Here is a 19,972-nt window from a genome sequence, read left to right on the forward strand (position 1 = left end):
AGAAAGGAGAGAGTTGAGTTCTATGTTAACATGGCGATCGAGTTGGATGCCAATGAGTTGAGATCGTTGGAATTCTCCAAAAGTCGAATCTGTTGCCGAAATTCCCGTAAGGCAGGACTTCGTCCTATCTCATAACTTCTTTTCAACCCCTCTTTCACCCAATCTGCTATTGGAAACTCTGGAAAACTTTTACTCTGTTCAATTGGCTTATACTCCCCATCTTCTAGAACATACATTTTTAGTTCATTTTCGCCATAAATCCACAATTCTGGAACCCCTAAGCGGAGATAAGCATCGGTCTGAGTTTTAGAGGTAACATCAACTTCAATCGCCGAATCAGGAGGCGGATCGATAGCTAAATCAATCCGATCTTTGCCAATCATTTGTTGATGATGGTCGATATAGAAACAATCATCAGGCTCAAGTCCAAATCCCATTTTTTTACGTTTGAATGTAGTCGATCCAAAGCATTCAAAATCGATCTCAAGTTCTTCTAACAAAATCTTGACCATATCTCCAATGAAAGATTTAGCTCGTTCATGTTTTGCTAGGGGCATTCTGATTTCTAAAGTAGGGTGACTGTAAGCAATGCGACTGGCACGTTTTTCTCCCAGTTCAATTAAAAACTGCTCAAATTCTTCCCAGTTTAGGTCATGAATGAGGAGTCTTTGACCCGGGGGAATATCGAGTTGTTGGAGCTGGAGCGTTAGAGGCATAGGAATCGGTTTGCAGTCAAGAATCTGAATTATATGGTAACATCAAGTCCCGATCAGCTCTGGCTGTTCTGAGGGAGTACTTTCTTGCTCTGATGAGGGATAAGGGCAAGATCTGCCATAATGCAAACAAGAAGAGTAAAATCACAGTTATGGCCAAGTCTCGAACCCTCTACATTTGCAATCAATGTGGGGCAGAATTTTCGCAATGGTTCGGTAAATGCTCTGCTTGCAACAGTTGGGATTCTCTGATTGAACAGGTGAGCGGCCCGGTGACCACCAATAACCGTTTGGGGTTACTCAATCAGGAGTGGCGAAAGGATGGGGGGCGATCGCCGACCCAGAGCGGTCAGCCTCGTGCTGCCATTACCCTGGATGCGATTTCTGACCAAGCGGTTTTACGCATGGATTCGGGATATTCGGAGTTAGATCGGGTACTCGGTGGTGGAATTGTGCAGGGGTCTTTGGTACTCATTGGGGGAGAACCAGGGATTGGGAAATCGACGCTCCTGTTGCAAATGGCTAATCAGCTCTCCCAACGTCATGCGGTGTTATATGTGTCTGCGGAAGAGTCGGGACAACAGGTGAAATTAAGGGCAGCACGGTTAGGAGTGGGAGAGGAAGAGGAAGAAGAGGAGACACCGAAACTGAAACATGGATTTGATGCCGTCATCGAACCGAAACCGAAGAGCAAAAAAGGGGAAAAGTCGGAAGAGCCACAATCGAAGTTTTTTCTGTTACCCGAAACCGATTTAGAGGAAATTTTACGGGAGTTGGAAGCGCTGAAACCCCGTTTAGCGGTGATTGATAGTATTCAAACCATTTATTTTCCGTCTTTGTCCTCTGCTCCGGGTTCGGTTGCTCAGGTGCGCGAGTGTACTTCGGCACTGATGCAGGTGGCGAAACGGGAAAATATTACCCTCTTTATTGTCGGTCATGTGACGAAGGATGGCTCTTTGGCGGGGCCGAGGGTGTTGGAGCATTTGGTGGATACGGTATTGTATTTTGAGGGCGATCGCTTTGCCTCCCATCGGTTGTTGCGATCGATGAAAAATCGCTTTGGCGCTACCCATGAAATTGGCGTGTTTGAAATGGTCGCTCAAGGGTTAGCAGAAGTACCGAATCCTTCGGAGTTGTTTTTGGGGAATCGGGATGAGAAGGTGTCGGGAACTTGTACCATTGTCGCCTGCGAGGGGACGCGTCCGATTGTGGTGGAGCTGCAAGCGCTGGTGAGTCCGACGAGCTACGGTTCTCCCCGTCGCGCGACGACTGGAGTGGATAATAATCGCTTATTGCAGATTTTGGCGGTGTTGGAGAAGCGGGTGGGTATTCCTTTATCCAAGCTCGATACTTATGTGGCTTCTGCTGGCGGGTTAGGGGTGGAGGAACCGGCGGCAGATTTGGGAATTGCGGTGTCCGTGGTGGCTTCATTCCGCGATCGCCTCGTCGATCCGCGCACGGTGATTATTGGCGAGGTAGGATTGGGGGGGCAGGTGCGAGCCGTGTCGCAATTAGAACTGAGATTAAAAGAAGCGGCGAAGCTCGGCTTTAAACGGGCGATCGTTCCCAAAGGTCAGTCTTTACCCGACTTAGGCGTAACCATTATCCCTGTCGGGCGGGTTTTGGATGCGATCGTCTCTGCTATTCCGGTACAACCTCCCTCCGAAGGTTCACCAGAGGCTGAGTTAGAATTGGACGAATTAGACCTTTAGTTATATCATTTCCCTATATACATGCACTGGACAATTGGCTCTAAGCCCCTTGCCTCCCTGCGATTCATTGTCGCAAGCATTTAAGGATTTGATATTACAATACTTTTTCCAGTCGTTCAGCAATCCACACTTTAATCAAAGACTGTCGGGTGATTCCCAACCGTTTTGCTTCGCGATCGAGTGCTTGAATCATCGACTCTGGAAAATCAACATTTACCCTTGTCTGCGTCAACTCGCCCCGTCGTGCTTGGCTCAGATCCAGGTATTCGACAATATCTTCTTCTCCTTAATTTGCTCCTGAATTCGTTCTTCTCGCAAATAATGGATAATGTCAAGATTATCCGTTCTTTCTGAGTTCACTACTAGCACACTCCCTTCATAAGAAAGGTTTGTTTCTTCGTGAATGGGCGTTAAGATAATTTTTCCATCTTGTACTTCTAAACTCAGAGAGGTAACAACCCCTAAACCGAGTTGTTCTTGTACTGCTTCGGGGAGTTGGATGCGTCCCCATTCATCAATCTGAACGGTCATAATACTTAATCTTTTTTAACGCTTCAACCTCATTCACTATTTTAGTTGACCGAATATACTAGCGAATAACTACTTATTACTCGATGCTGGATGGGATCGCACTGGACGGGTTCATGCAGTGTTTTTTCATCTGAGGATTCTTGATAATAAAATCTGGATTGAGGTCGATGGTACAGAAAAAGGAATTGCCTTAGAATTAATGGAGTTAGGCATTCCTCAAGAAGATATTGTTTTAGGATTTATTCGCCCCAAAAATCGCCATGTCACTAATTCTGTAGCGTAAGCGGCGAAGCTCGGCTTTAAACGGGCGATCGTTCCCAAAGGGCAATCTTTACCTGACTTAGGGTTAATCATTCTCCTGGTGGGGCGAGTTTTAGATGCCATTGTCTCTGTCATTCCCGTACAACCCCCCTCCGAAAATTTACCAGAGTCCGAGTTGGAATTGGACGAATTAGACCTTTAGATTTTATTGATACTTGTTTTTTGAGTATTAATTCGCAAGACAGTTGAATAATGCAAATGATATGATATCCCACGATCAAATCAAAAAAATCATAAATCAATCATTAAATGAATCAAAAACCAAGATATTTAATTGAAAATATAAACTTAGCTAGTAGTAATGGAATTGCGGCCAAAACACCTTTTAGTGAAGCCATGTGTCAAGGCATTGATCCTCAACAATACCAGTGTCTGTTAGATGTTGGGTGTGGAAGTGGTATTATTGGTATTTATAGTCTTTTAAATCATCTTCCTTTTGTCTATTTTAACGACATTCAGCCAGAAGCCATTCACTTGACGCAGTATAATCTCAATGAAGAGCAGATTTCCTCAGAACAATATCATATCCTTCAAGGGACTTTTGAATCCATTGATTTATCAAAATATCCTATTGACTTAATTACGTTTAATCCTCCCCAACTACCAACAGATTGGGTAAATATTGATATTTTCAAAGAAGAAGGAGAGAAAAAATTTAGAGATGGAGGCAAAGATGGAAAAGCGGTGATTAACCGTTTTTTTGAATGGTTATCAGGACAAGATACCTACAATATTAGTATTCAACTGGGGGTTTCTTCAGTATTAGCGATCGACTCTTTTTTGCAGACTATAGAGAAACAATTTGCTTTTTCAGGAACCAAAAAATATGAAAACATAGTTCCTGTGCGTCAAATATTGTATCCGGTAGTTACAGCCATGTCACAAAATGAAAAAGATGCTAGAGATATAACATTTCAAGATGGTATTCTCTACAAAAAAATATACATTTTGGAATTCAAATCAAAACGCTAATTTTTTAACTCAATTGTTGAACACAAATGAATACAGTAAAATCCATAAAATTCATTGATTCTATTGGCCATACTCCTTTAGTAGATTTGAGTGATTGCTGCCATCCTAATTCAGCAAAATTGTATGCAAAATGCGAATTTTTGAATCCAGGGTATAGCATGAAAGACCGCATTGCCCAATACATTCTCAACCAAGCTGAAGCCAATGAAAAGTTAACCAAGGGAGATACTATTGTTTGTGCTTCTAGTGGAAATACTGGATGTAGTTTTGCTCTGTTGGCAAGTTTGAAAGGATATAATATTATTGTTGTTACTTCTGAAAAATGCAGCCTAGAGAAGCAAAAGCATATTCGTTCTTTCAATGCTCAATTGATAGTGGTAGGTAAAGGAAATGATTATATGGAATATGCCCATCAATTAGCTGACAAAAATGGGTATTTTAAGGTCGATCAATATAATAATCCCAACAACCCGGAAACTTATTATAAAACATTAGGGCCTGAAATTTGGGAACAAACGAATGGTAGAATTACTCATTTTGTAATGACTGGATCTACTTTTGGTTGTATTACTGGTACAGCCAAGTTTCTAAAGAAAAAAAATAACCAAATCAAAGTTATTCTAGCCGATCCTTTACATTCCAATATTTATGAGTATTATTATCATGCATATTGTCAACATCAATCCGATTATATTGTGAATAAAAAGCAGCCTTATATTATAGAAGGAGCAGGCAAATATAAACCAACAAAATGCTTGGATTTTTCTCTGATTGATAAAGTTATTCAAGTTTCCGATGAACAAGCAATTTCGATGTGTCATAAATGACTGCAAACCGAAGGCATTGTTGTTGGTGGGAGTAGCGGATTAAACGTTTTTGCGAGTAAATGTATCGCCGAACAACTGGATGAGGAATCTGTAGTCGTTACAGTTTTGTGTGATAGTGGTATTAAATACTTATCGAAAATATACAACCCTGAGTTTTTAAGAGAAAGTCAAATTATTTTGGAATAAACTGAATTATGTATAAAATCAAAAAACTATATGGTTCCCAACAAGGTGATGAATTTTTTGAACTTGAACTAGCTGATGGAGAGCGGAAAACAGTAAATATTTGGGATTACTCTACTTTATATTCCTATCCTCATTTATATGAGTATCTAATTTTAGAACAACTCGAATGCAAAGTCTATTTAGTCCTAGAAGACTTTTTGTCTTCTATCAAAGATACCAAACAATGGCGGATCTTAGATATTGCTTGTGGTAGTGGATTGATGGGTAAATTTTTAAAGACTCAAAGTTCTATTTCCGTTGAACTACTGATTGGTATTGATATTTTACCTATAGCTATTACAGCACTGCATCGAGATAATCCACACATTTATGACCAGACCTATATAGTTGGACAATATAAACAGGATGCTTTAAAAGAAGAGCAGTTTAATTGTTTGATTGTTAGTGGAGGTGCGAATCACTTAGAAATTTCTGATTATGAGAGCTATCTTGATTTATTACAGGAGTCTAGTTATCTTATTTTTAATTTAACTAATAATCAGAATGACAGGCGTAGAATGGAGATTTTGCAGTGGATCAATGCTCGTTTGAATTGTCGTGGGAATATCATTTATGAGCATCGAAAATTAATGAATGGTTCCAGTGTAAAACCAGAAGCATTTATTTATCAAAAATAAGCAATCGTATGCTGAAGAAGGGGCTTAAGCCCCTTGCCTATTCTACAGATTACAGATTACCGATTACCCAAACTATAAATCTGACATTTTAACCGAAGATTGTTGTTGTTTACGGGAAATGGTGGTACTGAGTTTATCTAATAATTCCTCCGTCAATTTTTGAAAGGCTTTAGAGCCACGGCTATGGGGATGAGCTATGACCACTGGTAAATAACTATCGACAGATTTCGAGACATTTACATCGGAAGGGATGCGAGTTTTAAACAGTTTCGCCTCACTATAATCTGTACGTACCCGGTTCATGACTTGGCGATAATAGCGGCCGATAAATCCGCCAGCCATGGTGAAGACAATGCCAAGCATTTGAATATCTAGGGGATGTTCATCTTGATGGACTTCTCGCAGTTTGGCTAACCGACGCTCTAAAAGCTGAATCCCGATTAATGATAAGGGTTCTGGACGAGCGGGGAGTAAGTAAAAATCGCTGGCAGTCAGGGCACTGCGAGTTAAGAGATTATAGCCAGGGGCACAATCTAAAATAATGTAATCATATTCGTCGATGATGGGTTTTAAGATCCCCTCAACCAAGACTCTCTCAAAGCGATTCCACACAGTTTCAAAACTGACTTGTTCCCGATAAACGGCTTTTTCATAAATCATTTCTGAAACTGAAAATTCATCATACATATCAATGTCCCCAGGCAGCAAATGGAGTTTGGGGACGTTACAGGCATAGGGAATGATGATATCTTGGATCGGAAAAGCAGCTTTAGCGGCTGGATTAATTGCTTTTTTGACCAGTTCTCTTAACGTGCGTTGATCTCGCCTGAGTTTAGCAAAGTCGGAGGGTGACATCATACTGAGGGTGGCGCTGATTTGAGTATCTAAATCGACAATCAAAACCCGCTTGTCGTGGTATTTGGCAAGACACGCCGCTAGATTAACCGTGAGGGTGGTTTTGCCAACCCCTCCTTTCATATTGACAGTTGAAATAATATGTCCCATAGGTAAGATCCAGTCAGTTCGGTGGAAAAATGTCCAGAAAATGTACAGTTATAAGCCTTTGTGATGCCGAAAGTCGAGCAGAGGGCTTGCATCTAGCAGTTGTGCCTTTCAAATCATAATGCCTATCTACAGTCCAAGGGGCAAGAGACAACAAACAAGAGGCACAACCGGTTTTTCCTGCTCCCCACTGCCCACACCCTACTCAATTTGCATGGTATTATTGAGACTTAATATCGGTTTGTCAATGTTTGCACCCTGGAGATGGGGTGAGAAACAGATTGTTCTGGTATGGTTAAATGTGGCTGCTCTGAGATTGAGGCAAAGCGGGAATGGATTGGATGCGATCGCTGATTTGGATGGACTATCGGTTAGTGGCACTGGTGGGGATCGGTATTCCCTTGGTACTGCTGATTTGGTCGCTGGTGAAACAGTCTGCCGCCCTGATCCGCCTGATGATTATCTATTGGCGGGTGGCTAGTTTACTGATTATCTCCCTTTATTTGATGATTGGGGGAGCGCCCATTGGCTTTGTCAGTTCTATATCCGCCCGGATTTTGATTCCTATATCCCTCTGGTTTTGGATTGACTTGAATGAGGAAATTGAGGATATGCCCCCGTCTCGTGCCCTGAAACTGGCTTTTACGGCTTGGCGCTGGGCGGTAACGATATTGATGGGGATTGGGGCGATCGCCCAATTACCCTCGCTACAATGCGCTTTTTTGCCTACGCAAGAATTAATCCAAAATGACTTTTGCCGACTCTGGTTAGAAGCACCTTGGGGTTATAAACTATTATTCCACAATGCCACCAGCGAACGTTTCTTAGGCTTTGTGGGTATCCTAGGATTGCTGATTTATACGGCTTATCTGAGCTATTTTCTCCTGATTCGCCTCGGGAAACAAGGGCGAACAGCCGTTGGCCAATAATAAATTTAAATGCATCATGACAGATAACAGAAGCATCTACAGCCTATCGTCAATAGTCTCTCTAGGACTGATAATACTTACTGGCTGCGCAGAATCTAACATTCCCCTCCTTGAAATTGAAGTGAATGATGGCTCTTTCGTTGCCTATGGCGTTATAGACCGCAGTGCCATTTCCACGTTTGAGATGGCAACCAAGGACAATCGAGCGATCAAAACACTGGTTTTGCAGTGGGTGCCTGGTTCCATTGATGATACGGCTAATCTAGAGCTGGCGAGAATGGTGCGAGATATGGGGTTTACAACCGTAGTTCCAGAAGATGGACTAGTGTCTTCAGGCGGTACCGATCTATTTCTAGCAGGTGTGCAAAGAGATATTCAGCAGGGAGCTTGTCTCGGCGTGCATTCCTGGGGGGATGGTGATAGCCTTGACGGCCGAGACTTCCCTCGTGATGCAGATGTGCATCAACCCTATCTGGACTATTACAGCGAGATGGGTATTCCTCAGGATTTTTATTGGTTTACTCTTGAAAAAGCTCCAGTGGATGGTATGCACTGGATGCTACCTACAGAAATCCAGCAGTATATGCTGGAAACAAGTGATGCACGGGGTGAGACCTTAAGCGAGATGAATGAAGAAATCTGTGGAGAGCGGGATGAGCAAGCCTGGCTTGAGAGATCGAACTCCTCTGATCGTTGATTTTGAGGGGTTGGAATCTTTTTAGCTCGTTTTTGGGTTGGCCATAACGTAACCTTGTAACCAGCAATATAAATGCGTCCGGAGTCCGGCAGGCGATCGCCAGCACAAATAGACCGGCGAGAATCAGTAACTGACGGTTGCTGGTGGGAGGATTGCGATCTCTCATCGTTAGCTACTACTTTTAACCGGACGAAACGGATATAAAAAGTTTAGTAACGGATAAATTCCACGGGTTTGAATCCACAATCGTCCTTGTCCACTAAAGCGACAAACTAGACCTTCTCCCCCTAAAATTCCCGTTTTCAAACTCTTAAAACTTAATCCGCCAATCATCTCCACATTATACTGCAAAGTGTCCTCAAAAGCAACGATATAACCCGTATCAACTACATAAGCTCCTTCCACCGGAATTTCGATAATTGCCCCATAAGAACTAAACCAAAAATCACCGGTTCCACTGGCTCGCAACAGGAACAAAGATTCACCGCTAAAAAAGCCTTTTAGCCCTTGAAACTCCGTGTCTATGTCGATCGTCTCACTGCAAGCTACAAACCCAGAAGATTGTACGATCAACCCCTTACTGCCATCGAGGGCATAATACTGAATATCTCCTGGCACTCCAGGAGAAATATATAACGATCCTCCTGCTTTTTCGGCTGTAAATTCATTAATAAACAGAGACTCACCCCCTAACATTCTGCCCACACTTTTGAGCATACCGCCCTTCATTTTTGACTGCATAGTGATACTGCTATCCATGGCTGCCATGGCAGAAGCTTCCACTAATACCTTCTGTTGGGGACGTAAATTCAACACCAGGGAGGCATAAGCTGGGGAATGGTCAATTTGATAAGTAAATTGTGACATGATAATGGGTAATGGGTAATAAAAGGTCAGTGAGTAGGATGGGCAGGAAAATATAGCGCTTTGCACTAGGGAATAGGGAATAGGATTGTGATACATGATTTTGGGGATTCAACACTGTCCCTCATAACGCAAGCAAAGTGCTGTAAGTAATATGATTGAGCTTCTATAGCAAGTCTCTCTTCTATCGAGTACAGCTTGAAAGCTTAGATCCTTAGCAATATAAGCTATTGCAAGAGTCCCTCTTGCCCTGCCCACCCTACGATAATTGGCAATTATTTACGCTCAGGCAATTGCGATCCTACCGTGAATCCAAAGCTACCTGAATTATGGGTTTGGCAGTACACTTTTCCCTTGCCTTTGAATCGACAAATAAATCCTTCTCCCCCAAAAAATGCACCCAGCCAACTGGAATTGGCTTTACCAATTTCAAAGTCCAAACTCCGTTCAAAGGCGACAATATGACCCGTGTCTACAATATATTCGCCATTGACATCAATCTCATAAATTCCACCAAATGAGGTAAGAATCACGGGACCGACTCCTGAGATTTTTAACCAAAAAATAGCTTCACCTGAAAATAAGGATTTTAAGCCTTCAAAGCCAAGGTCAATAATCACATTAGAGGCACAAGCTAAATAAGAGGCGGCTTGTACCACTAATTCTTGTCCTGTCATCTCGTAAACCATGACATCTCCCATCAGTGTAGGAGCCAGAAAAACTTCACCATTAGGAGTGGGCGATCGAAATACACTTAAAAAGAGGGATTCTCCGCCTAACATGCGCTTGAGTCCTCCCATAATTCCGCCCCCTTTTCCTTGGCGAAGGGTAGTACTGGTGTTGATAGAAGCACTCATCGCCACCATGGCTCCCGCTTGAGCAATGACTTCTTCACCACTGTTGAGCGTCACTTTGGCGATCGCACTATCAGGCTGCTTTAGTAATTGAATATCCATAAGCTATAATTAAATCATCTCTTAATTGCGGACTTTCGGACGTAAAAAACTGACCAAACCACTCATACTTCTTGATTGCAGGTAAATCACTCCTTTTCCTTTTAGACGATTAACCAAGCCTTCCCCAGAAGCGATTGAGCTAAAAATGCCCCCTGATAAACCAATGCTCATTTTGATATTGGGACTATAGGCAACTAAATGGCTATTATCAACAATAAATTCTCCCGATACACTCTCTTGAGAGATGCCACCATAAGCACCAAAAAAAACTTTTCCGCTACCGCTTACTTTCAACGTAAAGAATCCCTCTCCAGCAAACCAACTGGCAAAACCAGCCCAACGTACCCCTAATTGAATGTTGGGATCGCTGGCAATATAAGCCCCCGGTTGTAAACAAAGGGCATTTCCCGTTAATTTGACACATTCAATATCGCCAATTAAGGATTGAGTAAATACTACAGTTAAAGGCTTTTGGGTCTTATTTTGAAAGCGATTGACAAATAGGGATTCTCCCCCGAAAAACTTCCGCAGTAGGGCAGAGAAAAAGCCCCCAGAAAACTCGGTTTTCATGGATAATGCCGCATCCATACTCGTCATCGCTCCCGCTTCAGCAATGATTTGTTCTCCAGGGTTCAGGGTGACAAACACAGCCGCGAATGCGGGTTTATAGCGAATTTCATAGGACACAATGTTTAAACCCCTGTACTATAAATCTTGATTTACGGACAGGGGTATCATATTTTTTGAGTGGGAAGGGATTTTTTAGGTTTGTTTTAAGCTTCCGTCACTCACAGTACTTAAGAAAGATCATTAAAACTCTTGGATAGGACTTCTGCAAGAAGTCTCTTAAAAGCGATCGCTCTCTGGAGCCGTTCCTCCAGGATTGAGTCCGGGCTGACTGAGGAAGAAGTTTTCAGCACTATCATTTTGATACACACAATTGACCTTGGGATTACTGTCAATACTGCCCGTATAAGCAAAAGTATTCATCCGATTCTTACAATCATTAAACTTATCACGGGGCAGGAGATTGCGCTGTTCCAAAATCACCCAGTTATTGCGCCGGAGTACACATCCCGGTTGCATCGCAGGTTGAGAGATATAGACGCTAAAGGGGTTTAAGGTAACATACAGGCGAGCATCCATCACCATCGCACTCGCTCCAAATTTCACACATAATTCTGGATCTGGGGCACTGCGATCGATAAAATCACGGGAAGCCACATTTTCGGGGGATAGAGTAGTCGTGGAGCTAAAGGCGATCCCAATCCCGATCCCCAGAACAAAGATCCCTCCCATCAAAGCCACCAACGTATAGTTAAATGGAGAAGATTTGGGGCCAAAATTACCGGTTGATTTGCGTCTTGAGCTGGTTCGAGTCATAAATTTTAGATTAGCACAGAGGAACGGGAGAAGCGGGGTTGAGCCACTCTAAACTCTAGTATGACGAGTTTGGCCACAGATTGCCTACTGATGCGATCGCCCCAGCCGCCAAAACTCTTTTGCTTGGTGCCATGAGGCACTATAGTAAAACAAAGGCCATACCTGGCTCAACCCATTTGCTTGCTCGTGTTAGGAGAGTACATTATGTCAATTCTATTTCAACTATCCCTATTTGCCTTAGTTCTTTTATCCTTTGTCTTAGTAGTGGCTGTTCCCGTTGCCTATGCTCTTCCCCAAAACTGGGAACAATCTAAACCCTTGCTGTATGTTGGTTCTGGATTCTGGGCGATCCTAGTTGTCCTGGTTGGCATCTTGAATTTTTTTGTGGTTTAAGATTCTGGGCAGGGGGCAATCCTTAGTTATCTTTGAGACTAACTGTTGTCCCTCCCTAGAAATAAGCCTTTTCAAGGGCAATGACTTGAAAAGTTGGATGAGAGCAAGCCTTAGAAATGGGGACTATAGCGTTAAACATAGTTCTCCCCTTACCGATTACCGATTACTGCGCAAAGTGCTATAACTATGACCGTTTTTGAGGGAACATTTACTCAGACCGAGGGACTAAGATTTGCCATTATTATTGGTCGATTTAACGACCTCGTAACTGGAAAACTACTCGCTGGGTGTCAAGATTGCTTAAAAAGACATGGGGTAGATATCGATCCAAATGGGACTCAAGTCGATTATATCTGGGTTCCGGGGAGTTTCGAGATCCCTCTAGTGGCTCGGCAAATGGCGATCGCCAATCAATATGATGCCATCATTTGTTTAGGAGCCGTGATCCGAGGCGACACCCCCCATTTTGACTATGTATCGGCTGAAGTGTCCAAAGGCATCGCTGCGGCTGGATTTCAAACCGGAGTCCCGGTTATCTTTGGTATCCTCACCACCGATACCCTACAACAAGCCCTAGAACGGGCTGGAATTAAAAGTAACCTGGGTTGGAATTATGCCATGAATGCCCTAGAAATGGCCACCCTCATGCGCCAAATCCCTAAGTCTCAACCATCCTAGTAGACTGACCCTCTTCCCAATCTGCGCGCCCATATCGTCTTCGCGTCCGGAGTGTCCCCGTGTCCCCCTGTCTTCTTCTCAGACTCCCCCTCAACAAGTTTTAGACTAGGGGACTGGTATTGAAGTACAAAAATAGGGTATTATAGAATGTCTGTGTTATAAGCAGATTCGGGTTATTCCCAGGGTAACTGGTACAACCCCCTTGTAGAGGTTTGGAGGCTGCGAAAATGCGTCCCCACTGTAAACCCCAGCAAAAGATACGGAGATAATTACTAGGAAATCATTCGCATGGTCAATCAGGAATTAATGGCTACAGACATCGGTTTTACGCACGAAGATTTTGCTGCACTGCTCGATAAATATGACTATCATTTTAGCCCCGGCGATACCGTAGCTGGTACGGTTTTCAGTCTGGAGCCAAGGGGCGCTCTGATTGACATCGGCGCGAAAACCGCAGCATACATTCCCATTCAGGAAATGTCCATTAACCGCATCGATACCCCAGATGAAGTCTTACAGTCTAACGAAACCCGTGAGTTCTTTATCCTTACCGATGAAAATGAAGATGGACAACTGACCCTCTCCATTCGCCGCATCGAATATATGAGAGCGTGGGAAAGAGTCCGGCAACTGCAAGCAGAAGATGCAACAGTTAGGGCCCAGGTATTCGCCACAAACCGAGGTGGAGCCTTAGTGAGAATTGAAGGACTCCGGGGATTTATTCCTGGTTCCCATATTAGCACTCGCAAACCGAAAGAGGATTTAATGGGTGAAGAGTTGCCCTTAAAATTCTTGGAAGTGGATGAAGACCGTAATCGTTTAGTTCTCAGCCACAGAAGAGCGCTTGTAGAACGTAAGATGAACCGCTTGGAAGTGGGCGAAGTCGTCTTAGGGATGGTACGCGGTCTCAAACCTTATGGAGCATTCATCGATATCGGTGGAGTCAGTGGTCTACTGCACATTTCCGAGATTTCCCACGACCATATCGATACGCCCCACAGTGTATTCAATGTCAATGATGAGATCAAAGTGATGATTATTGACTTGGATGCCGAGCGAGGCCGGATTTCTCTGTCTACCAAGCAACTCGAACCTGAACCGGGCGATATGGTTAAGAATCCCGATTTGGTTTACGATAAAGCCGAAGAAATGGCAGAGCGCTATCGCCAAAAACTCCGCGCTCAAGCTGAAGGGATTGAACTTCCTCAAGAAGGCTCGACTCCAACGGCTGAAACTCCTGTAGAGGAAGGGACAGCAGAAGAGACACAAGAGTCGGTTGAGGCTGTAGAAGAAGCCCCAGCAGAACCCCAGGTAGAAAATGAGGCTGAGGCTGAGGCTGAGGCTGAGGCATCGGAGCCGGAAGAAACGGTTTCAGACATCCCAGAAGAACAGTTAGCGGCTGCTGAATAGAAACCAAGGAAGGAGCTATGAGACCCTGGTGTGGGTGGGCGAGTCCCACCCAACTTTTTGTTATGGCGCTTCGCGCTAGGGAATAGGGAGTCGAAGTATGGTAACCGTTGTATGTCACGATCGCCAGTTTGAGAACATCAGCGCTATCCTATTCGATAAGGATGGAACCCTTGCCCACTCAGAACCTTATCTACGCCATCTGGCCCAGCGAAGAGCGCGCCTTATTGATGCCCAAATCCCTGGAGTCGGAGAACCGCTACTGATGGCCTTTGGGTTGGACGAACAGGGGTTTAATCCAGCCGGATTAACGGCTGTGGGGAGTCGTCAAGAAAATAAAATTGCAGCAGCGGCTTATGTGGCTGAAACGGGACGGTGTTGGCTGGAATCGTTGGAAATAATTAACCAAGCGTTCCAGGAAGCAGATCAGGTCATGCAGAATAAGGCCAAAGAAACAGTAGTACTGCCTGGAGTGGCTGAAGTGTTCGACCGTTTGCGGCGATCGCATCTAAAATTAGGCGTAGTCTCCTCCGATATCCGTGAAAATATAGAACAATTTCTCGATTTTTATCAACTCAGAGACTATATTCAAATTATTCAAGGAGCAGAACCCCACTTAACCAAACCCAATCCTCAAGTATTTTGGTCTGCTTGCGAACAGTTGGGAGTCTCTCCCCAACAGGTACTGATGGTGGGTGATGCTCCGGGAGATTTTACCATGGCGCGCAATGCCCAAGCCGCCGGAAGCATTGGTGTGGCTTGGGGATGGAGCCGACCACCGAATCTAGACCAAGCGGATGTAGCGATCGCCAAATTAGACGAAATACAAGCGATCGGTTAAATTGGGATGTTAGCTGGAGTTAAGGATTTTCTGACTCTACACAATTGAATCAACTTTATGGAAACCAGTTCCTAGTTTCTGTAGGCTCTCTTAGACAAGAGATAAAATCACTTGATTCGAGTTCAACCTCATTAAACAAAAGGAGATTTTTCCTTGGTTCGTCGCTATTTATTTACCTCAGAATCTGTAACTGAAGGCCATCCTGATAAAATCTGCGATCAAATCTCAGATACCATCATTGACGCTCTGCTGGCCGAAGACCCTGCCAGCCGTGTAGCTGCCGAAGTCGCTGTCAATACTGGATTAGTCTTAATCACGGGTGAAATCACCTCCCAAGCCCAAGTCAACTACATTGATCTGGCGCGGAAAAAAATTGCTGAAATTGGCTATGTGCATAGTGAAGGCGGCTTCACCAGCAACAGTTGCTCCGTCCTAGTTGCCCTTGATGCCCAATCTCCTGACATCGCTCAAGGGGTTGATGCTGCAGCCGAACAACGGGAAATGTCGAGTGAAGAGCGCTTTGACTCCACAGGTGCAGGAGACCAAGGGTTAATGTTTGGCTTTGCCTGCAACGAAACCCCTGAATTAATGCCCCTGCCTATTAGTTTGGCTCACCGCATTTCTCGTCGGTTAGCCGCAGTCCGCAAAACAGGGCAACTCTCCTATCTGCGTCCTGATGGTAAAACCCAGGTGACCGTTGCCTATGAAGACGGTAAGCCTGTTGCTATTGATACCGTTTTGATTTCCACCCAACATGCAGCCACCATCGGTGAAGTGACTGACAACACGGAAATTCAGAAAAAAATTAAAGCGGATCTCTGGGATGCCGTGGTACTTCCTTCATTTTCTGATTTAGAGATCAAACCCGACAGTGCAACCAAATATTTTGTTAATCCTACCGGTAAATTTGTAGTTGGTGGCCCCCAAGGGGATGCAGGTCTAACTGGACGTAAAATTATTGTTGATACCTATGGTGGCTATTCTCGTCATGGTGGTGGCGCATTTTCCGGTAAAGATCCCACTAAAGTAGACCGTTCTGCTGCCTATGCTTGCCGATATGCAGCTAAAAATATTGTTGCGGCTGGGTTAGCCGATAAATGTGAAGTGCAATTGGGTTATGCCATTGGGGTTGCTCGTCCCGTGAGCATTATGATTGAAACCTTTGGCACGGGTAAGGTCAATGATGACCAATTGTTAGAAGCAGCCCAAAAGGTCTTTGAATTCCGTCCGGCGGGAATTATTGAAACCTTTGGCTTGCGTACCCTACCCCAGGAACGGGGAGGACGTTTCTATCAGGATGTAGCCGCCTATGGTCATTTCGGCCGAAATGACTTAGATCTGCCCTGGGAAAAAACCGATAAAGTGGAATTACTTAAGGAAGCCGTAAGTGCAGCCACGACAGCCGGTTAACTTGACTCAAAACCTTAGCCAGTAGGGGGAATCATGAACGGACCCTACTGGAGTATTTTCCTGAAAAGCGATCGCTTGCTAAACTTAGAAGCGATCGCTTTTATTTAGCAAGGAACTCGTTAAGTTAGGACCGCTAAATTGTGGGTTTAAGAAACAGGCAATGGAGAACAGAAAATGTCTTAGTTTTCTCTTCCCTTTCTATAGAACTTCTCTCTTGTGGAGGAATACAGCTTGAAGCCTTAGATCCTAAGCAATACAAGCTATTGTCCCTATTCCCTAGCGCGAAGGGCCATATACCCCTCTTCTGTCAGTTTCGGAAATCGCGATCGCTGTATCCCCTATAGACAGAGATATTTGCCGATCTGACTAGATTTTTGAGTTTCTGTTAGGAAAAAACGTCGCGATCGCGGATGCGGCAAGAGTTCTAGAATTCAGTCAAGACAAGTGTTTTCCCAGTTTGACAGAAGAGGGATACAGCAGTTTCCTCTGGTATGCGGTACATAAATGGCGGTTTTTAACGATAGCCAGAATAGCTCAAAGCTAGATTGAGTATGCTATTCACTCCCCCCACTCCCCCATTCCCCCACTACCGCGCGAAGTGCTGTATCACTACTGTATGATCTTGCATTTGACAAGGGGCTTAAACCCCTGGTTATTATATAGGGCAAGAAATCAATTTATATTTAGAGTTTTCAGTACATTCACTCTTCAAAAAATAAAATATGTAGGAAAACTTAAAGAATATTAGTGACTCTTGGTTTCCCTGTATAGTTATTCCTGAAAACTGAACTGAATCTAAAAAATACTGTATGCTAAAAGAGAGACAATATTAAGAGCTTCCTTTGTCCTAGAAAAAACGGGTGTCAGGAGTCTCAGTTTCTTTAAAATTCAACCTTTGAAATTTTTTTCCCTAAAAACTTAACTTTTTTTAACTTAACGCCATGATTGTTCATCAAAATCCATTAAGGAAGTTTGACATTTACCAACAGTCTCCTCGTAAAAAGCGGTACATCAGCATTGTTGCTTATTTTGACCGCCATGGCATCCTGAATGACTATGTTGTACTCAACAAAAGTCTCAAGGTAGATTGGGCCAGAGTCATTTTCCAGACCATCTCTCTGAAACTGTTGATGGCTTCTTTTCTGGGTTTAGAAGGATGCCAAAAAGTGACGGTCAAAGGTGAAGGATTTAAGGCTGTGGTTATGCCCATTAATAGTGGATATCGAGCCATGATCTATGAGCAATGCTCTGAACTCGAAGAAACATTAAGCAATGTCAAAAATGATTATACTAGTCGCCTGGTTAATTATAACTAGGAAATTACTCCATCAACCTTCTACAAGAAAAAGGGACATGGGCAAAATTTTCACGGAGGACTGGGGATTTGATCGGATGGTATTCTCAGCGTAAACTCAGGAAAATTAGGTATTAAATGAATAGATTAATTCCTGACCAGACCGGTTAAGTAGGTTTGGTCTAAATGATGTCCTACAAACCGATCAATTGTATGCAACGCTGGATCAAACAGATTTTACTGGGGTGCTTAACCCTAATCACCATTATCTCCTGTAGTCAATCTAATCCTGATAATGCTCAACTGACAGAATTGAAATTTGGAGTTGGGCCGTATTTTCCGACTCCTGGTGAAAACCGAAGCCAGTTTGAACCGTTATTTAACCAACTGGCAGAAGGGATAAATCTTAAAGCTGATGTGACGGTGACGGAAGACTGGGTGGGAATTTCCGAAGCCTTGAGATCGCGGACCCTAGATGTAGCCTGGTTAGGCCCGTGGGGCTATGTCTTGGCCAACCATAATGATCCGTCGATTGAAGCGATCGCCACCGTAAAATATAAAGAACAACCGGTTTATTACTCTATTCTCATGGCTAAAGCGGATGCGCCCTTTGATACCCTCGATGAAGCGATCGCCCAAAGTCAGAACGGTCCCAAACTTAAACTCAGTTTAGCCGACGTTGGCTCTACATCCGGCTGGCTGATTCCCCAAGGAGAATTTAAGCGACGCGGTATCGATCCAGAAGCTGTATTTGACTACAATGAAGGGGCATCTCACGCAGCCCAGGCGATCGCCGTTTTAGAAGGTCAAGTTGACATTGCCTCTGACTATGACCGGAATATAGATGTCCTCAATAGCACCGGACGCATCGACCGTTCCCAACTGAAAATCATCTGGCAATCCGATCCTCTCCCCAATGATCCGATTGCCGTGCGTGGTGGACTGTCTCCAGAGCTTAAAGCTCAATTGCAACAACAGTTAGCGAATCTTTCAGTAGAAGAAGCACAAACCCTATTGCCAGAAAACTATACCGGGTTTGTACCTTCCGATGGCAGTAACTATTCACCCATCCAAGCAGCCGGTAAATCAGTCGGTAAGCTCTAATGCTGGTCATGGGTCATGGGTAATGGGTTGCCCTCTATGCCTTTTGCCTTTTGCCTATTCCCTATTCCCTATTCCCTAATGACTAAACTCGAACCGAGATCGCTCCATTCTTTCTCCAAGTGGGAGTCTATTCTCAATACCCATGAGCAAGAGCAGCGCAGTTTAGGACGACTGCTGAAACGAGGATTTTGGGGAGTCGTGGCGATCGCCGTTTTAATCGCTAGTTGGCGGTTATCGGAAATCTCTCCAGCAGACTTTTGGACGGGTTTACCGCGCTTGGGGAATTGGTTAACGCGACTTTGGCCCCCGGATTTTGCGGAATTACCCGATTTTTTAATCGCTACGGCTGAAACCTTGGCGATCGCCATTATGGGAACCCTCACCGCCATGATCGCCGCTATTCCCCTCTCTGTCTGTATCGCTCGACCCCTCTCTCCCATTCCCCAACTCGCTCCCGTCTTGCGTTTGCTACTCAATCTTCTGCGGGGTATTGATACAGCGATCTTTGCCCTCTTTTTCGTCTCCATTGTCGGATTAGGCCCCTTTGCTGGGGTTTTAGGAGTCGCTTTTCATACAACTGGATCAATGGCCAAGCTCTATGTTGAAGTTCTAGAAACTTTGCCATTAGAGCCGATAGAGGCGATCGAAGTAACAGGAGCCGATCGTCTGCGGACATTTATTTTTGCGGTTCTTCCCGAAGCCCTCCCTGGACTCATTGGTATTACGCTCTACCTCTGGGAATTTAACGTGCGCTCCTCTGTCATTCTCGGTATTGTCGGTGCAGGAGGAATCGGTTATGAAGTGCTGGTGAGCCTGAAACTGTTGGATTTTTCCCGCTTAACCACAATTTTGTTATTGATTTTAGCCATGGTGAGTGCGATCGATGCCCTCAGTGCCTATGGACGAAAGCAATTAACCCTTAATCCTTAGTACTTATAGCCGTTCCCTCCCCCCACGTCCCCATTCCCCCATACCCTATCCATCTCTTATCCAAACGATAACCTCACTCAGAGAATCCATCTTCTATACTGGGGTCATCTATGTTCGTTTTTTCTCCTTAAGAGGATAACTGGGT

At 44.1% G+C, this 19,972-nt stretch carries 22 protein-coding genes and 1 pseudogene; 15 read left to right on the forward strand and 8 right to left on the reverse strand.

The annotated features are described in order from the left end of the window. Positions 1-20: 20 nt before the first annotated feature. Complete coding sequence (locus tag PN466_RS15410) at positions 21-716, reverse strand: Uma2 family endonuclease (RefSeq protein ID WP_271940597.1); 696 nt, start codon at positions 714-716, stop codon at positions 21-23. A 149-nt stretch (positions 717-865) separates the two neighbouring features. Here PN466_RS15410 and radA point away from each other — a divergent pair, with 149 nt between their 5' ends. Next, positions 866-2,425, forward strand: a complete 1,560-nt coding sequence (radA, locus tag PN466_RS15415) for a DNA repair protein RadA (RefSeq protein ID WP_271940599.1) — start codon at positions 866-868, stop codon at positions 2,423-2,425. A gap of 94 nt (positions 2,426-2,519) precedes the next feature. Here the strand turns inward: radA and brnA are convergent, their stop codons facing one another. After that, positions 2,520-2,699, reverse strand: coding sequence for a type II toxin-antitoxin system BrnA family antitoxin (gene brnA, locus PN466_RS15420; protein WP_390890017.1), 180 nt, complete (start codon positions 2,697-2,699; stop codon positions 2,520-2,522). Continuing rightward, positions 2,678-2,956, reverse strand: coding sequence for an AbrB/MazE/SpoVT family DNA-binding domain-containing protein (locus PN466_RS15425; protein ID WP_271940605.1), 279 nt, complete (start codon positions 2,954-2,956; stop codon positions 2,678-2,680). The genes brnA and PN466_RS15425 overlap by 22 nt, the downstream gene beginning before the upstream one ends. A 55-nt stretch (positions 2,957-3,011) precedes the next feature. Between PN466_RS15425 and PN466_RS15430 the strand changes: the two genes are divergently transcribed. The 4 genes from PN466_RS15430 to PN466_RS15445 all read left to right on the forward strand — a co-directional run bounded on the left by PN466_RS15430 (position 3,012) and on the right by PN466_RS15445 (position 5,939). Beyond that, entirely contained in the window at positions 3,012-3,239 is a 228-nt protein-coding gene (locus PN466_RS15430; RefSeq protein WP_271940882.1) for an element excision factor XisI family protein, read from the forward strand. Between the two features lie 287 nt (positions 3,240-3,526). Next, the gene (locus PN466_RS15435; RefSeq protein ID WP_271940608.1) at positions 3,527-4,249 is read left to right on the forward strand and encodes a methyltransferase; all 723 of its coding nucleotides are present in this window, start codon (positions 3,527-3,529) and stop codon (positions 4,247-4,249) included. Positions 4,250-4,275: 26 nt separating this feature from the next. Further along, on the forward strand, positions 4,276-5,076 hold the full coding sequence (locus tag PN466_RS15440) for a PLP-dependent cysteine synthase family protein (protein WP_271940611.1): 801 nt from the start codon (positions 4,276-4,278) through the stop codon (positions 5,074-5,076). A gap of 194 nt (positions 5,077-5,270) precedes the next feature. Further along, the gene (locus PN466_RS15445) at positions 5,271-5,939 is read left to right on the forward strand and encodes a class I SAM-dependent methyltransferase (RefSeq protein WP_271940613.1); all 669 of its coding nucleotides are present in this window, start codon (positions 5,271-5,273) and stop codon (positions 5,937-5,939) included. Positions 5,940-6,011: 72 nt separating this feature from the next. Here PN466_RS15445 and PN466_RS15450 read toward each other — a convergent pair whose 3' ends face one another. Beyond that, the gene (locus tag PN466_RS15450) at positions 6,012-6,944 is read right to left on the reverse strand and encodes a ParA family protein (protein WP_271940615.1); all 933 of its coding nucleotides are present in this window, start codon (positions 6,942-6,944) and stop codon (positions 6,012-6,014) included. Between the two features lie 329 nt (positions 6,945-7,273). Here PN466_RS15450 and PN466_RS15455 point away from each other — a divergent pair, with 329 nt between their 5' ends. Continuing rightward, positions 7,274-7,870 (forward strand): DUF3177 family protein, encoded by a 597-nt coding sequence (locus PN466_RS15455; RefSeq protein WP_271940617.1) that lies wholly within the window; start codon positions 7,274-7,276, stop codon positions 7,868-7,870. After that, positions 7,860-8,567, forward strand: a complete 708-nt coding sequence (locus PN466_RS15460) for a COG3904 family protein (protein ID WP_271940618.1) — start codon at positions 7,860-7,862, stop codon at positions 8,565-8,567. Before PN466_RS15455 ends, PN466_RS15460 begins: the two co-directional genes overlap by 11 nt. Positions 8,568-8,735: 168 nt before the next feature. Here PN466_RS15460 and PN466_RS15465 read toward each other — a convergent pair whose 3' ends face one another. From PN466_RS15465 to PN466_RS15480, 4 genes are all read right to left on the reverse strand, one after another. Further along, the gene (locus PN466_RS15465; RefSeq protein WP_271940621.1) at positions 8,736-9,434 is read right to left on the reverse strand and encodes a TIGR00266 family protein; all 699 of its coding nucleotides are present in this window, start codon (positions 9,432-9,434) and stop codon (positions 8,736-8,738) included. Between the two features lie 272 nt (positions 9,435-9,706). Continuing rightward, positions 9,707-10,387 carry a TIGR00266 family protein gene (locus PN466_RS15470; RefSeq protein WP_271940623.1) on the reverse strand — a complete coding sequence of 227 codons (681 nt, stop codon included), beginning with the start codon at positions 10,385-10,387 and terminating at the stop codon, positions 9,707-9,709. Between the two features lie 21 nt (positions 10,388-10,408). Next, on the reverse strand, positions 10,409-11,074 hold the full coding sequence (locus PN466_RS15475; RefSeq protein ID WP_271940625.1) for a TIGR00266 family protein: 666 nt from the start codon (positions 11,072-11,074) through the stop codon (positions 10,409-10,411). 159 nt (positions 11,075-11,233) lie between these two features. Further along, on the reverse strand, positions 11,234-11,770 hold the full coding sequence (locus PN466_RS15480; RefSeq protein WP_271940628.1) for a DUF3172 domain-containing protein: 537 nt from the start codon (positions 11,768-11,770) through the stop codon (positions 11,234-11,236). A gap of 204 nt (positions 11,771-11,974) precedes the next feature. Between PN466_RS15480 and psbZ the strand changes: the two genes are divergently transcribed. The 8 genes and pseudogenes from psbZ (at position 11,975) to phnE (ending at position 19,827) form a co-directional block, all read left to right on the forward strand. Further along, entirely contained in the window at positions 11,975-12,163 is a 189-nt protein-coding gene (gene psbZ / locus PN466_RS15485; protein ID WP_271940630.1) for a photosystem II reaction center protein PsbZ, read from the forward strand. 186 nt (positions 12,164-12,349) lie between these two features. Continuing rightward, a pseudogene (gene ribH / locus PN466_RS15490) lies at positions 12,350-12,820 on the forward strand (6,7-dimethyl-8-ribityllumazine synthase); the annotation flags it as partial. Positions 12,821-13,129: 309 nt separating this feature from the next. Next, complete coding sequence (locus PN466_RS15495) at positions 13,130-14,251, forward strand: 30S ribosomal protein S1 (RefSeq protein WP_271940633.1); 1,122 nt, start codon at positions 13,130-13,132, stop codon at positions 14,249-14,251. A gap of 97 nt (positions 14,252-14,348) precedes the next feature. Beyond that, positions 14,349-15,089 carry an HAD family hydrolase gene (locus PN466_RS15500; RefSeq protein WP_271940636.1) on the forward strand — a complete coding sequence of 247 codons (741 nt, stop codon included), beginning with the start codon at positions 14,349-14,351 and terminating at the stop codon, positions 15,087-15,089. A gap of 153 nt (positions 15,090-15,242) precedes the next feature. After that, on the forward strand, positions 15,243-16,499 hold the full coding sequence (metK, locus tag PN466_RS15505) for a methionine adenosyltransferase (RefSeq protein WP_271940639.1): 1,257 nt from the start codon (positions 15,243-15,245) through the stop codon (positions 16,497-16,499). A gap of 941 nt (positions 16,500-17,440) precedes the next feature. After that, positions 17,441-17,815 carry a hypothetical protein gene (locus tag PN466_RS15510; protein WP_271940642.1) on the forward strand — a complete coding sequence of 125 codons (375 nt, stop codon included), beginning with the start codon at positions 17,441-17,443 and terminating at the stop codon, positions 17,813-17,815. A 191-nt stretch (positions 17,816-18,006) separates the two neighbouring features. Beyond that, a complete protein-coding gene (locus PN466_RS15515) occupies positions 18,007-18,897 on the forward strand; it encodes a phosphate/phosphite/phosphonate ABC transporter substrate-binding protein (RefSeq protein WP_271940645.1) in 891 nt (296 codons plus the stop codon). A 36-nt stretch (positions 18,898-18,933) separates the two neighbouring features. Next, positions 18,934-19,827, forward strand: a complete 894-nt coding sequence (gene phnE / locus PN466_RS15520; RefSeq protein ID WP_271940648.1) for a phosphonate ABC transporter, permease protein PhnE — start codon at positions 18,934-18,936, stop codon at positions 19,825-19,827. Positions 19,828-19,972 lie beyond the last annotated feature (145 nt).

Origin of the sequence: Roseofilum reptotaenium CS-1145, assembly GCF_028330985.1 — a bacterium.
Classification (GTDB): domain Bacteria; phylum Cyanobacteriota; class Cyanobacteriia; order Cyanobacteriales; family Desertifilaceae; genus Roseofilum; species Roseofilum reptotaenium.